General features: G+C 62.8%; 11 protein-coding genes. 7 read left to right on the top strand and 4 right to left on the bottom strand.

From position 1 onward, the window contains the following. Positions 1-61: 61 nt before the first annotated feature. Together brnQ and FY258_RS00965 are read left to right on the top strand one after the other, a co-directional pair. Complete coding sequence (gene brnQ, locus FY258_RS00960; RefSeq protein WP_118102454.1) at positions 62-1,375, top strand: branched-chain amino acid transport system II carrier protein; 1,314 nt, start codon at positions 62-64, stop codon at positions 1,373-1,375. Between the two features lie 115 nt (positions 1,376-1,490). Further along, the gene (locus FY258_RS00965; protein WP_118102455.1) at positions 1,491-2,453 is read left to right on the top strand and encodes an ROK family protein; all 963 of its coding nucleotides are present in this window, start codon (positions 1,491-1,493) and stop codon (positions 2,451-2,453) included. Positions 2,454-2,817: 364 nt separating this feature from the next. Here FY258_RS00965 and FY258_RS00970 read toward each other — a convergent pair whose 3' ends face one another. Both FY258_RS00970 and FY258_RS00975 read right to left on the bottom strand, forming a co-directional pair. Then, positions 2,818-3,999 carry an MFS transporter gene (locus FY258_RS00970; RefSeq protein WP_118102456.1) on the bottom strand — a complete coding sequence of 394 codons (1,182 nt, stop codon included), beginning with the start codon at positions 3,997-3,999 and terminating at the stop codon, positions 2,818-2,820. A 56-nt stretch (positions 4,000-4,055) separates the two neighbouring features. Continuing rightward, positions 4,056-4,904: a histidinol-phosphatase HisJ family protein gene (locus FY258_RS00975; protein ID WP_118102457.1), complete on the bottom strand. Its 849-nt coding sequence runs from the start codon at positions 4,902-4,904 to the stop codon at positions 4,056-4,058. Between the two features lie 257 nt (positions 4,905-5,161). Between FY258_RS00975 and FY258_RS00980 the strand changes: the two genes are divergently transcribed. Together FY258_RS00980 and nhaA are read left to right on the top strand one after the other, a co-directional pair. Then, complete coding sequence (locus tag FY258_RS00980) at positions 5,162-6,103, top strand: DHH family phosphoesterase (protein WP_118102458.1); 942 nt, start codon at positions 5,162-5,164, stop codon at positions 6,101-6,103. A 239-nt stretch (positions 6,104-6,342) separates the two neighbouring features. Further along, positions 6,343-7,707, top strand: coding sequence for a Na+/H+ antiporter NhaA (nhaA, locus tag FY258_RS00985; RefSeq protein ID WP_118102459.1), 1,365 nt, complete (start codon positions 6,343-6,345; stop codon positions 7,705-7,707). A gap of 218 nt (positions 7,708-7,925) precedes the next feature. On the opposite strand, the gene FY258_RS00990 is transcribed toward nhaA, so the two are convergent. Both FY258_RS00990 and vsr read right to left on the bottom strand, forming a co-directional pair. Beyond that, complete coding sequence (locus tag FY258_RS00990; RefSeq protein WP_118102460.1) at positions 7,926-8,180, bottom strand: hypothetical protein; 255 nt, start codon at positions 8,178-8,180, stop codon at positions 7,926-7,928. A gap of 8 nt (positions 8,181-8,188) precedes the next feature. After that, positions 8,189-9,028, bottom strand: coding sequence for a DNA mismatch endonuclease Vsr (vsr, locus tag FY258_RS00995; protein ID WP_118102461.1), 840 nt, complete (start codon positions 9,026-9,028; stop codon positions 8,189-8,191). Positions 9,029-9,191: 163 nt separating this feature from the next. Here vsr and FY258_RS01000 point away from each other — a divergent pair, with 163 nt between their 5' ends. Genes FY258_RS01000 through FY258_RS01010 form a run of 3 tightly spaced genes read left to right on the top strand, consistent with a single transcriptional unit; the run spans position 9,192 to position 12,418 of the window. Continuing rightward, positions 9,192-9,350 (top strand): hypothetical protein, encoded by a 159-nt coding sequence (locus tag FY258_RS01000; RefSeq protein ID WP_259324391.1) that lies wholly within the window; start codon positions 9,192-9,194, stop codon positions 9,348-9,350. A 31-nt stretch (positions 9,351-9,381) separates the two neighbouring features. Then, positions 9,382-10,242 carry an ABC transporter ATP-binding protein gene (locus FY258_RS01005; protein WP_310592055.1) on the top strand — a complete coding sequence of 287 codons (861 nt, stop codon included), beginning with the start codon at positions 9,382-9,384 and terminating at the stop codon, positions 10,240-10,242. Then, positions 10,232-12,418: an FtsX-like permease family protein gene (locus tag FY258_RS01010; protein ID WP_118102463.1), complete on the top strand. Its 2,187-nt coding sequence runs from the start codon at positions 10,232-10,234 to the stop codon at positions 12,416-12,418. Before FY258_RS01005 ends, FY258_RS01010 begins: the two co-directional genes overlap by 11 nt. The last annotated feature ends 338 nt before the right edge of the window (positions 12,419-12,756 follow it).

The following is a 12,756-nucleotide window of genomic DNA, read 5'->3' on the forward strand; positions in this document are numbered from 1 at the left end:
GGCACTCCACTCTGATACAGTGTCTCCCATTACGGAAACGACGATCCGGAGGGAGGCGCACATGACGAGCGCAAAACTCACGTCCCGGCAGTCCCTGTTCGTGGGCGTCACCTTGTTCTCTATGTTCTTCGGGGCGGGCAACCTCATTATCCCGCCCCTACTCGGCCTGCAGGCGGGCGACGCCGTCGTACCCGCTATGATCGGTTTTCTCGTCACCGGAATCGGCCTGCCCATGCTCGGCATCATCGCCGTCGGCCTTGCCGGTACGATTCGCGACCTCGCCTCGCGTGTGCACCCGGTGTTCTCGAGCGTGTTCGTCGCCGCCATCTACCTCGCGATCGGACCGTGCTTGGCCATCCCGCGCACCTCGTCGACCTCTTTTGAGATGTTGCAGCCGCTGCTTCCCGCCGGTATCTCGCTTGAAGTGGCGCGCCTCGTGTTCTCGGTGGCGTTCTTTGCCGTAGCCTACCTGCTGGCCATGCACCCCAGTGCGCTCACCAAGCTGCTGGGGCGCATCACCGGTCCCGCGCTTATCGTGCTGATCGTGGCCGTGGTGTGCGCCGCGCTGCTCAATCCCGTGGACGCCGCCCGCGCGACGCACGACGCGTATGAGGGCCATGCGGTCATGGCGGGTTTTCAGACGGGCTATCAGACCATGGACCTGCTTGCGTCGCTCACCTTCGGCATCATCATCGCGACGAATATCCGCGAGCTCGGCGTGACCGATGATGCGGGTCTCACGCGCGAGGTCTCGCGCGCAGGCGTGTTTGCCGGTTTGCTCATGGGTCTCATCTACTGCGGCCTGGCCGTGGTGGGCCTGAATATGGCCCCAGCCATGCCGGATGCGACTAACGGCGCCGCGATCCTGACGGCTTCGGCCACCTTGCACTTCGGCTCCATGGGAACGGTGGTTGTCGCTGCGATTTTCCTGCTCGCTTGTCTGAACGTGTGCATTGGCCTCATCAGCTGCTGCGGCACGTATTTCGCCGAGGCGTTTCCGCGCGTTCCCTATCGCATGTGGGCCTTGGGTTTCGCCGTGTTCTCCTGCGCCGTTTCCAATGTGGGCCTCGATGCGATTCTGGCGTTCTCGGTCCCGTTGTTGAACGCGCTGTATCCCGTGGCGATCGTGATCGTGCTCATGGGGATGATGCACAAAGGGTGCGACCTCGTTCCCCGCGTGTGGCCGTGGGTTGTGGGCTTCACGGGCGTGGTGAGCGTTGCCACTGCTCTGCGCGATGCGTTCTTCGCGGGCGCGTGGTTGCCCTTCGATGCGATGCCCTTCGCCGACCTTGGCATGAATTGGGTCGTGCCGGCGCTGGTGGGCATGGTCGTCGGCGTTGCTGTGTCGGGCATCCGCTCCTCTGCCGTCGAATAGGTTTCAGGACCGTCTGCTGGGTTGTGGCGCGCACGCCGCGCGATGCTAGGTATAGTCGAGAGCGGAAGCAATACAGTCGCCTCAGTTCGGTTTGGGGGGCGTGAAAGGAGATCTCATGGCGGAGAACAAGCAGTACTACATCGGCGTCGACGTCGGAGGCACCTCCGTCAAGCTCGGCTTGTTCGACGAGGAGGGCGACCTGCTCGGCAAGACGAGCGTCCCCACGCCCTCGTTGGCATGCGACGAGGGCTACGCTGCCGTGGTTGGCGGCATCGAGCAGCTTATGGGCGCGGTGCAGCAGCCCATGCTGTTCGTGCGAGGCATCGGTTTGGCGGTGCCTTGTCCGGTGCCCGCAAGCGGTGTGATCACCATGGCGGCCAACATCGAGATCGACGCCCCGGCACTCAAGGAGGCGCTCGAGGCGCGCTGCCCTCATGCGCTGGTTCGCTATGTGAACGATGCGAACGCGGCGGCGATGGGTGAGGTCTGGCGCGGCAGCGCGCAGGGGCACCGTAGCATGGTCATGGTGACCATCGGAACGGGCCTCGGCGGCGGCGTGGTGGTGAACGGAGATGTCATCGACGGCGCGTTCGGTGCCGGTGGCGAGATCGGGCACATCTGCGTAAACCCGGGCGAGGAGCGCGCGTGCGGATGCGGTCTGCGCGGATGTCTGGAGCAGTACGCCTCGGCTTCCGGCGTGGTCAACAACTACCTGCATGTATGCGAGCAGGGCGGCGTCGAGCCTGTCGAGCTGGTGGGTCCGAGCGATTCGCGTTCCGTCTTCGACGCGGCTCGTGCGGGTGACGAGGCGGCGCTCGCCGCGATCGATGTCACCATGGACTATCTCTCGCTCGGTTTGCAGATTATCTCCGCCGTTGTGGACCCCGAGGTTTACGTGCTTGGCGGCGGCGCGTCCGCTTCGGCCGATATGTTCCTGGATTCCCTGCGCGAGAAGTACGCCGCCCGCGCGTTCAGGGTGAGCCGTGGAACCTCCATCGAGGTCGCGGAGCTCGGCAATGATGCGGGCATCTTTGGTGCGGCATACGTGGCCCTGCGAGCTGCTGCTCGCGAGGTGTAGGCCTTCGGCTGCAGTCGCGTTGCCATTGCGGTTGCGAGCAGCTGGAGGTTATGAACGGTTTTCTTGTCACGTTTTGGAGCTTATGAACGATTCATTCATAAGCTCCATTTTTGCACATGCCCTGAGCTGCAGTTTTAATTGCTCTCAAAAATCGACGTGCGGCGAATCGTTCATAAGCTCCAATCGTGCACAGCCTCCAGGCGCGCGTGGCGCTCGGGCACGCAAGGCTTCCAATCGTGCACAGCGTTCGGATGCGCACAGCCTTCAGCCGCGTGGTGTCCAGGCGCGTGCGGCCTCCGGCCGAGCATGGCGTTCGCTCGCGCGCGACCTCCGACTGCGCACAGCCTCCGACCGCGCGCAGCTCTCAGCATCTCGCGGCGCGTTCGGCGAGAAAAACGTTTGTCGCCAGGAGCGCGAGCGCCATGAACGGAATGAGCGGCGATCCGCCCGCGCCTGCGACCAGGCCAAAGATCGGCGGGACGAGCATGGAACCGGCGTATGCGCAGGCCATCTGCAGGCTGACCAGTCCCTGGGAGGCGCGCTGGCCGAAGCGTCTGGGCGTGAGAGCCACGATGCTGGGGTAAATGGGCGCGCATCCGAGTCCGGCAACAAGGACGCAGGCACCGGCCGCGAGGGGACCATCGAGCATGATGAGACCGGTCAACCCGGCGGCAACGAGTGCCTGGCCAAGGCGGATCTGGTTCTCGCTTGTCAGCCACTGGGCGATAAAGCCCGAGATGAGGCGCCCGAGTGTGATGCCGAGATAGAACTGGGCCACGATCGATGCCGCGGTGGAAGCGTCGATTCCGCGCGCCATGGTGAGGTAGCTGGCGATCCAAAGCCCGATGGACCCCTCGAGTGCGCAATACGTGCCGAAGGAGCCGATTGCCGCCCGAGCACCCGGGAGATTGAGCAACTCTCGATTCGTGGGGGTGCTGTTCTTCTCCCCGTCCTCGGCTCCGCTCTTGCTTTCGCCCTCGCCCGCGGAGTCAGCGCTGTCCGCCCGCTTCCACAGGGGAATCGAGAGCAGCAGCACCACGGTGATGGCGACTTGCACCGCGCCGATGGCGAGGTAGCCGCCAGGCCAGCCCATGCGCTCGCCGAGCGCCCAGCCCATCACGAGTGGGCCGACGCTCGCTCCGATACCCCAGCAGCAGTGCAACCAGCTCATGTGGCGCGCGCCGTAGTTGAGTGCGACGTAGTTGTTGAGCGCCGCATCGATGGCGCCGGCTCCCAGGCCGTATGGGACTGCAATGAGGCAAAGCTGCCAAAACGCGTTCGTGGTTGAGAAGCCCAGGATGGCAGCGGCGGTGAGCGCCACGGAGAGCGCGGTGAGGCGCCCAGTGCCCAGACGATGCACAAGCCGCGCGGTGAGTAGCGAGGAAACGATCGTGCAGCAGGAGATGATGATCGAGATGAGGCTCTGCGCTGCCACGGGCGCGCCAAGGTCGACGTGCATGACGGGCCATGCGGTGCCCAGCAGCGAGTCCGGGAGGCCGAGTGAGATGAATGTGAGGTAGATGACGGGAAGAAGGAGGGACGCCATGAGGACTCCGGGCGGGTTGGTCGAGATGCTGGGTGTGATTTCGTGGATGGGCCGCGCTACAGCCTGTGGAACATGGGCTCCATGTCCTGGAAGGTGCAGAACTCGGTGAATCCGATATCCTTCAGGCGCTCGCGCATCATGGGGATGTGCGCGCCGAGGTGCTCGGGCTTGTGCGAGTCGCTGCCGATCGTGAGGATACGTCCGCCCAGGTCGCGGTACAGGCGCAGTAGTTCGGTGCTTGGGGTGAGGTCGGCGAGTCCGTAGCGGATGGACGACGTGTTGAGCTCGATGCCCTTGCCGCGGCGGATGGCGTCCTCCAAGATCTCGGCCACGATGTCGCGTGCATTCTCGTCCGGCCAGGGGCCGGCCTGGTCATAGCGCTTGATGAGGTCGAGGTGCCCGAGGACCGACCAATGGTCGAAGCGCTGCACCACGCGTAGCATCTCCTCGTAATACCCCATGTTGTACTCGTCCTGCGTGCGGCCCTGCTGGAACGTGCCGTTCCAGAATTCCTGGTTGCCCACCTGGTGAATGGACAGGATGGTAAAGTCCCATTCGCCGGTAAAGCGCTCGAACAGCTCGTCGAAGCGCCCGATCGTGTGCGATTGCACGCCGAACTCCATGCCCGTCTTCACGGTGAGCTCGCCCGCAAAACGGTCGCGAGCCTCGGCGATCGTGGGGAAATAGCGTTCGTAATCTACGTTGATGGACGGCTGCCCCTCGATGATAGGTGCGCAGCTGGGGTCGGCGCGGTACTCGTCCCAGTCGGGACGGATCTCAAAGTCCACATGGTCGGTGAAGCAGATCTCGTCGATGCCGCGCTCGATGGCGAGGGCGCAGACGTCGTTCACGGGAAAGACGGAGTCGTCGGAGAATTCGGAGTGCACGTGGTAGTCGGCGAGCATGGGGGTCCAATCTTTAGGGTGAAGTCCGCATCACGAGCGGCGGGATTCGGGAGAATCGGCCGACAAGATGCCGCTCGTGATGCGGACTTGCGAGCGGGCATGCCCCCGATGGCGGTTTCACGTCCGCGGCAAGCTCTCGAGGCGGGGGCGGGGTGTCCGTATTCCGCACGTATGATACCGCGCTTGCAACGACATCACGGCGCCGTTCGCGCGCTACAATAGCTGTATCTATGTATTCGCAACAAGGGAGGAACCCCATGGCCAACGTCCTCGTGTTCGGTCACCAGAACCCCGACAACGACGCCATCATGTCCACCGTCGTCCTGTCCCAGCTGCTCAACCAGCTCGAGTACCAGGGCAACACCTATACCGCCTGCTGCTTGGGCCCGCTGCCCGCCGAGTCCGCCAAGCTCCTCGAGGACGCCGGCGTGCCCGCTCCGACGCTGATCGACGCCATCGAGCCCGCCGAGGAGGGCGCTGAGCCGCAGCTCGTCATCCTCACCGACCACAACGAGCCCGGCCAGTCCGTCGCCGGCCTCGAGAACGCCACCATCTTCGGCGTGGTCGACCACCATCGCTTCGGCGACTTCACCACCGCTGCCCCGCTGCACATCGTGGCGCTGCCCTGGGGCTCCTCTTGCTCCATCGTGGCCAAGCTGTTCGAGGTCATGGGCGTCGAGCCCACGGATACGCAGGCTAAGCTCCTGCTCTCCGCTATGATGACCGACACCCTCATGCTCAAGAGCCCCACCGCCACCGCTGTGGACGCAGCCATCGCCGCCAAGCTCGGCGAGCAGCTCGGCGTCGATCCGGTCAAGTTCGGCATGGAGGTCTTCCTCACCCGTCCGTCCGGTTCTTTCACCGCCGAGCAGATGGTCGGCAACGACATCAAGATGTTCGAGGTCGCCGGCACCAAGCTCCTCATCGGTCAGTACGAGACGGTTGATAAGTCCCGCGCGCTCGGAATGATCGGCGAGATCCGCGAGGCCATGCGCGCCTACCAGGCCGAGAAGGTCGCCGATGGCATCGTGCTGTGCATCACCGACATCATGGAGGAGGGCTCCCAGGTCCTGCTCGAGGGCGACACCGCGACCGCGCAGAAGGGCCTCGAGATCGAGGATGTGGCCGAGGGCGTGTGGATGCCCGGCGTGCTCTCCCGCAAGAAGCAGGTCGCTGCACCCATCCTGGCCGCCAACTAACGGCTCGGTAAACATAACGCTTACATTTGTCGCCGAGTTTTGGATTCGGTCTGTAGCCGACCCTCCGCTCGTTTTAGGCGCACGTAACCGTTGGGTACCATAGGACCATACGTGTTTGATAGAAAAGCGGTTCGTATCACGCATGTGGTGCGGCCGCTTTTTTCGTACCCATGCGCGCATGGGGCCGTCTCGCGAGGGGCGCGCCTTGGCATGCGCGTAGTGAAGAGACAAGGAGCGCCATGGACGCACGCGAGCAGCTGTTTACCGAGAAGCAGAGGAAGCGCATCGAGCGCCACGACACGTGGGAGCGCATTTTTGAGAACGGCACCGTTGCCGCCGCCGTGATGGTGCTTGCCGCCATCGCCGCCGTGATCTGCGCGAACACGGATGCCTATGAGGCGATCCATCATTTCTTGATGGAGCCGATCCACGTGGGCATCGGTGAGTTCACCGTGGCGATTTCGGTCGAGGTCTTCGTCAACGACTTCCTCATGGCGATTTTCTTCCTGCTTGTGGGCATCGAGCTCAAGTACGAGATGACCGTCGGCGAGTTGCGTCGTCCGCGTCAGGCCCTGCTCCCCATGCTCGCCGCGGTGGGCGGCGTGGTCATGCCCGCCATCATCTACGCACTGTTCAACAAGGGCGGCGCGATGCATGGCTGGGCGATTCCCATGGCGACCGATATCGCGTTCGCCCTGGGCGTGCTCTCGCTGCTTGGCGATCGCGTTCCGGCCGGTGTCCGCGTCTTCTTTTCCACGCTCGCCATTGCCGACGACTTGATTTCCATTGCGGCGATCGCGATCTTCTACGGCCACGCGCCCAATCTGTTCTGGCTTGGGTGCGCCGTCGTGGTGACGGTCGTGCTGTTCTGGCTCAACAAGACGCAGCATTTCCGCCTTGCTCCGTATATGGCTGGAGGCCTGGTTCTGTGGTTCTGCCTGTTCCAGTCCGGCGTGCACGCCACGCTGGCCGGCGTGATCCTCGCCTTTGCCATCCCCGCGCGTTCCGGGATTCGCCTGAACAACCTGACCGATTGGCTGCGCGGCTACATGCCCGACATGGTCGACAGCTACGATGACGATGCGCACATCCTCGACCAGCACGACTTCACCAGCGCCACCTTTGGCGCCGAGCGCGTGATGCACCGCGTGTCCCCGCCGCTGGTCCGCCTGGAGCGCATGATCCACACGCCTGTGAACTTCATCATCCTGCCGATCTTCGCCTTCGTGAATGCGCAGGTGCGTCTCGTCGGCGTCGATTTGGTCCAGCTCGCGCTCGACCCCGTTGCCATGGGTACGTACTTTGGCATGCTGCTGGGCAAGCCGTTGGGTATTGTGGGTGTGACGTTCCTGCTGGTACGCAGCGGTATCGCCGACATGCCCAAGAACGTGACGGGAGCTCATATCCTGGGTGTGGGCATTCTGGGCGGTATCGGATTCACGATGTCCATCCTCATCGCCGGCCTGGCCTTCCCGGCTGAGCCGTACGAGGTCCTGGCTGCGAAGGCCGCCATTCTGGTTGGGTCGGTGAGTGCGGCCGTTCTTGGCATGGCGTTTATGAGCGCGGTGTGCAAAAAGAAGGCGGACCCCGAAACCTCAATTTAGGGACAGTCCCTAAATTGAGGTGTGGCCCTGGCAGCGGTGCGGCGGATGAGGCCACGCGAAATAACGAGAGGGGCGGGGAGACTCGCCCCTTTTTTATGTTGGAGATCGCGGGTGATGCTGGGAATAGCAGGCGATGCTGGGGATAGCGGGCGCCTCAATTTGGGGACTGTCCCTACATTGAGGCCCTACATTGAGGCCTCATGCTTTGTTCGGGGCGTCTATTCCACCGTGCCGTACGTGGCGCCCCAGCCGTGGGCGGCGAGCGCGGAGTTGATCTGGTCGCACAGGCGAGTGCGATCGTAGGTTCCCGGCGGCACGAGGTTCACGATCTCGAGCAGGTCGGGTGCAAGGTCCAAGATCTCGGCCTGGACGATGAGGTCGAGGCGATCGATCGTCTCGCGCCCCGTGAACAGACCGTCCACCAGACGCTGCAGGTCGCCGAATTCCTCGGCTTGAAACATTCCGATATGCATGGGGCTCCTTACTCGGTGAGGGCTTGGATCGGGCGCACCGTTTCGATCACGCGGGCCATGGTTTCGTCGATACGGTCGCGCTTGAGCTCGCATTCCCATATGGTGATGGCGCACCATCCCAGCTCTTCGAGCTCGGCGAGGGCGCGGGCGTCCCGCTCGACGTTGCGACGGAACTTTGCCTCCCAAAACTCGACGTTCTTGCTCGGCATGCTGGGGTTGCAGTGTGGGCAACGGTGCCAGTAACACCCGTTGACGAAGATGGCGATCTTGCGCCCGGGGAAGGCGATGTCGGGCCGGCCTGGTGCTTTGGCCCAGTCGAGCCGGTAACCGGTGAGGCCGGCCGCCCTCAGACGCTGCCGCACGAGGAGCTCGGGCTTGGTGTCGCGGCGCTTGTTGCCCTGCATGGACTTGCGCACGGCTGCGCGGCGCTTCACCAGCGCCTGCTCCTTTTCCTCGCCCATGCGCACGAGCATGTTGACGAGCTCGATGTCGGCGGGCATCCATTCGAGGGTCGCCAACGAGCTCTTGTGCACCCAGCGCATATCGCGCTGGCGATCGTTGCGCGCGGGCTCGCCGCTCTCCTCGTCCAGGTGGCACAGGAAGCAGTTCATGGAGAGGTGGAAGTCGGGGTAATCGTATTCGAGCGTATAGAAGTCCTGCAGGCTCGTGATGCGCACGTTCAGTTCTTCGAGCAGCTCGCGTCGGCAGGCCTCCTCGGGGGTCTCGCTTGTGTCAATCTTGCCTCCGGGGAATTCCCACAGCCCGTCCATCTCGCCGTAGCCGCGCTGCACGGCCAGGACCTCGTTGTCGCGCTGGATGATCCCAGCTGCCACACGGACGGTCTTCATGCTGCCACCTCGTCTTCTCGTAATCGTCGCGCGCCGTACGGGCAACCTTACAACAATGCAACCGGCTCGTAAGTCAAATCGATGGTTGCCAATGGGGCGCCCTGCCAGTATAGGGGTCGAAGAAGCGAGGTGCCGCGTGGCGCAGCGAGAAAAGGAGATTACGATGAAATCCATGAACACGCAGTTCGCTCCCGAGCTCGTTCAGGGTGACGCGGCGATGGTCAACGCGAGCATGTCCCAGGTCGAGATGACCGTATGGCTGTGCGTGATGGCGGTGCTCGCGGGCGTTATGCTCGCGCTGCTCGCCATGGTCGGCCGATAAGTTCGCCTCGCATCGAGAGCTTGTGAAAGGAATGATTGAGATGGCATTTGGTAAGAACGGCGCCCATATGGCGGATCCCCAGGTCCCGGGCGTGAGCGCCGCCGGCGGTGCCGCCGTGCGAGCGGGCGTGCCCGTGCTCGAGGTCAATCACGTCGAGAAGGTGTACGGCAGCCGCAACAACGTGACGCGCGCGTTGGCCGATGTGTCCTTTGCGGTGGACAAGGGCGAGTTCGTGGGCATCATGGGTGCCTCGGGATCTGGCAAGTCCACCCTGCTCAACTGCGTGTCCACCATCGATACCGTGACGAGCGGCAACGTGGTCATCAACGGCGCCGACGTCACGCGCATGAAGCACGCCAAGCTCACGCGTTTCCGTCGCGAGCAGCTGGGTTTCATTTTCCAGAACTCCAATTTGCTCGATACGCTGACGGCCCGCGAGAACATCGCGCTCCCGCTCACCATCGCCCGCGTTCCCGCCAAGGAGACGCTTGCCCGGGTGGAGCAGGTCGCGCAGCGCTTGGATATTGCCGGGGTGCTCGACAAGTATCCGTATCAGATGTCCGGCGGCCAGCAGCAGCGCGTGGCCGCTGCCCGCGCCCTGGTGACCGACCCGGCCATCATCTTGGCCGATGAGCCCACCGGCGCCCTCGATTCCAAGAACGCCCGCCTGCTGCTCGAGAGCATCGAGGCCATGAACCGCCAGTACCAGGCGACCGTCCTCATGGTCACGCACGACAGCTTCGCCGCGAGCTATACCAACCGCGTCCTGTTCATCCGCGACGGCCGCATTTTCACCGAGCTTCGCCGCGGAGACAGCCCGAGGCGCGAGTTCTTCGACCGCATCATGGAGGTCGTCGCCATGATGGGAGGGGAGGGCTCCGATGCTCTGTAAGCTCGCTTGGGGCAATGTGCGCCGTGCGGGCAAGGACTACCTGGTCTATCTCCTCACGCTCACACTTGCCGTATCGGTGTTCTATGCGTTCAACACCATATCCATTCAGGTCGATTTCGTTTCCATGGAAGAGGCGCTGTCCCAGTTGCTCGGCGGCATCTTCTCGGGGCTGACGCTCTTCCTCGCCGCCGTCATGGGCTTTTTGATGGTGTATGCGAACGGCTTCATCATGAAGCGCCGCAAGAAGGAGTTCGGCCTCTACCAGGTGCTCGGCATGAGTCGCGGACAGGTGGCCCGCGTCATGGCCCTCGAGACGGCCATCGTTTCCGGTGCGGCGCTCGTGCTGGGCATTTTGTTCGGCGTCGGGGTCTCCCAGCTCATGACGTTCTTCACGGCGTCGATTTTCAAGACGCAGATCGCGAACTTCCATTTCTTCTTCTCCATGCAGGCGTTCACGCTCACGGTGGGGTGCCTGTTCGTTATCTTCCTGGTGACGCTTGCCTTCAACCTGCTCGTGGTGGGTCGGACGAGCATCATCGACCTCATGAGCGCCGGTCGTCAGAACGAGGCCATCAAGACTCGTAGCCCGATGCTGTCTGCTGTGGTATTCGTGCTGGGCGTGATCTTGATCGGCGTTGCGTACTACCGCCTGCTGCGCGACGGCCTTCCGGTGGATGCGCCCGCCGCCGAGATGGACGCGGCCATGAACCAGTTCGCGCTCACGACGGGTATCGTGGTGGCGGGAACGATCCTGTTCTTCTTCGGGCTTTCGGGTTTCCTGCTCAAGATGCTTCAGGGCGCGAAGGGTCTGTATTGGCGCGGGCTCAACATGTTCACACTGCGCCAGCTCTCTGCCAAGGTGAACACGGTCAGCTTCTCCATGGCCATGATCTCGATGATTCTGTTCCTCGCGATCACGAGCGTCACAGGTGGTATGTCCATCGCCAATGTCATGAACACGAGCGTGGAGCGCAACAACCCCGCGGATTACTCGCGCATCGTGATTTACTACGGCGAGAGAACGCTGGAGAACAGCTACGATTCCGATCGTCCCATGGGGATCGCGGAGGAACCGTTCGACATTGTGGAGCTGAGCAAGGGCGACCGTGTGAACCCCGGCCTTGCCAACGAGGAGGCGTTCGACCTCGATGGCATCCTCGGCAAGCGCGTGCAGGTCGAGGGGTACGATTCCACGCCTCGAGGGGGAAGCGAGCCCCTCGTCACGCTCAATCAGCTGTGCGAGGCGGTCGACATGCCGCTGCCGGTCGGTACCGGGAGCGCGAATTCAAACGTTATGGGCCTGCAGGTCATGAAGGAGAGCGACTACAACCGTTACCGCGCGTTCCGCGGGCTGGGCGAGGTTGATTTGGGTTCGGATGGGTACCTGCTCACGTCCGATATGGGCGAGACGGTGAACAAGGTGTACGACGCGGCCATGCGCGAGGACGTTGCCATTCCGTTTGGCGATGTGACGTTGCACCCAAGGGCCAAAGAGGTCGATGAGGATGCCAGCACGTTCGCCGATTCGAGCATGGGCAGCAATTCCGGCACGATCATCGTCCCCGATGCGGTTGCTGAGCGCGCGAACCTGCCCCTGTACGCGAGCTACCTTCTGGGCGATTATCGCGAAGGCCTCACGTACGAGGAGACCGAGGGCTACGTGCGCGCCGACCGCGGGTGGGCGCCGGACCTGTGCGACGCGAATGGCCGCGAGGTCGGTTTGTGGGGCATGGAGATGACGCGCATCCAGAATTACGAGGGCACGAACACGATGAACGGCTTGATCAGCTATCTGGCGATCTATATCGGATTTGTCCTGGTCATTGCCTGTGCAGCCATCCTCACCATCCAGCAGCTTTCGAGCGTCGCCGATTCCGGTAAGAACTGCCGCATCCTTTCCGAGCTGGGTACTTCTCGTCACGAAATCGTGCGTTCGATGTTGGCGCAGCAGGCGGTGTTCTTTGTGTTCCCGCTGATTATGGGCGTCGCACATTCGATGGTGGCGCTGCACGTTGTCATCGAGATCGTGGCGCTGTTCGGCGGTATTTCGATCGGCATGACGGTAGCTGCAACCTGTGCGATCTTCCTGTTGTGTTATGGCGGCTACTTCATGGTCACGTATTTCATGAGCAAGGGGATCGTGTCCGATGCGATACGCGTGAGGCACGCGCATTAACGGTATCGCGCAAGCTGGCCGTGCGATGTGTGCATGTGCAAAGTGCAGGTGTTGACCGTTCGCAGTGCATACGCGCTGTGAGATGGCAGCGGTGACATTTACGTTGATTGTGCCATCGAGACGGGAAAGGGCTCGACAGAGCCCCTTCCCGTCGTCTTTGCCGGTCGGGAGCTGCCGTAAGAGGCAAGTGGAAACGGTCGTTGGAATATCGACAGCAGGTGTTTATGCAGTTGAATAGGGAGGTGCAAGCTGTGATTGTGAATTCTCTGGAAGCGTTTGGGGGGATATTGGATATCGCCATGTTGACCACGGGAGCTGTGGCGGCGATCAGCATGTGG

Origin of the sequence: Collinsella intestinalis (assembly GCF_902364775.2) — a bacterium.
GTDB lineage: Bacteria > Actinomycetota > Coriobacteriia > Coriobacteriales > Coriobacteriaceae > Collinsella.

Excerpts from the sequence above, each read along its gene's own strand:
- brnQ (WP_118102454.1), top strand. The coding sequence starts at position 62 with ATGACGAGCGCAAAACTCACGTCCCGGCAGTCCCTGTTCGTGGGCGTC.
- FY258_RS00965 (WP_118102455.1), top strand. The coding sequence starts at position 1,491 with ATGGCGGAGAACAAGCAGTACTACATCGGCGTCGACGTCGGAGGCACC.
- FY258_RS00970 (WP_118102456.1), bottom strand. The coding sequence starts at position 3,999 with ATGGCGTCCCTCCTTCTTCCCGTCATCTACCTCACATTCATCTCACTC.
- FY258_RS00975 (WP_118102457.1), bottom strand. The coding sequence starts at position 4,904 with ATGCTCGCCGACTACCACGTGCACTCCGAATTCTCCGACGACTCCGTC.
- FY258_RS00980 (WP_118102458.1), top strand. The coding sequence starts at position 5,162 with ATGGCCAACGTCCTCGTGTTCGGTCACCAGAACCCCGACAACGACGCC.
- nhaA (WP_118102459.1), top strand. The coding sequence starts at position 6,343 with ATGGACGCACGCGAGCAGCTGTTTACCGAGAAGCAGAGGAAGCGCATC.
- FY258_RS00990 (WP_118102460.1), bottom strand. The coding sequence starts at position 8,180 with ATGCATATCGGAATGTTTCAAGCCGAGGAATTCGGCGACCTGCAGCGT.
- vsr (WP_118102461.1), bottom strand. The coding sequence starts at position 9,028 with ATGAAGACCGTCCGTGTGGCAGCTGGGATCATCCAGCGCGACAACGAG.
- FY258_RS01000 (WP_259324391.1), top strand. The coding sequence starts at position 9,192 with ATGAAATCCATGAACACGCAGTTCGCTCCCGAGCTCGTTCAGGGTGAC.
- FY258_RS01005 (WP_310592055.1), top strand. The coding sequence starts at position 9,382 with ATGATTGAGATGGCATTTGGTAAGAACGGCGCCCATATGGCGGATCCC.
- FY258_RS01010 (WP_118102463.1), top strand. The coding sequence starts at position 10,232 with ATGCTCTGTAAGCTCGCTTGGGGCAATGTGCGCCGTGCGGGCAAGGAC.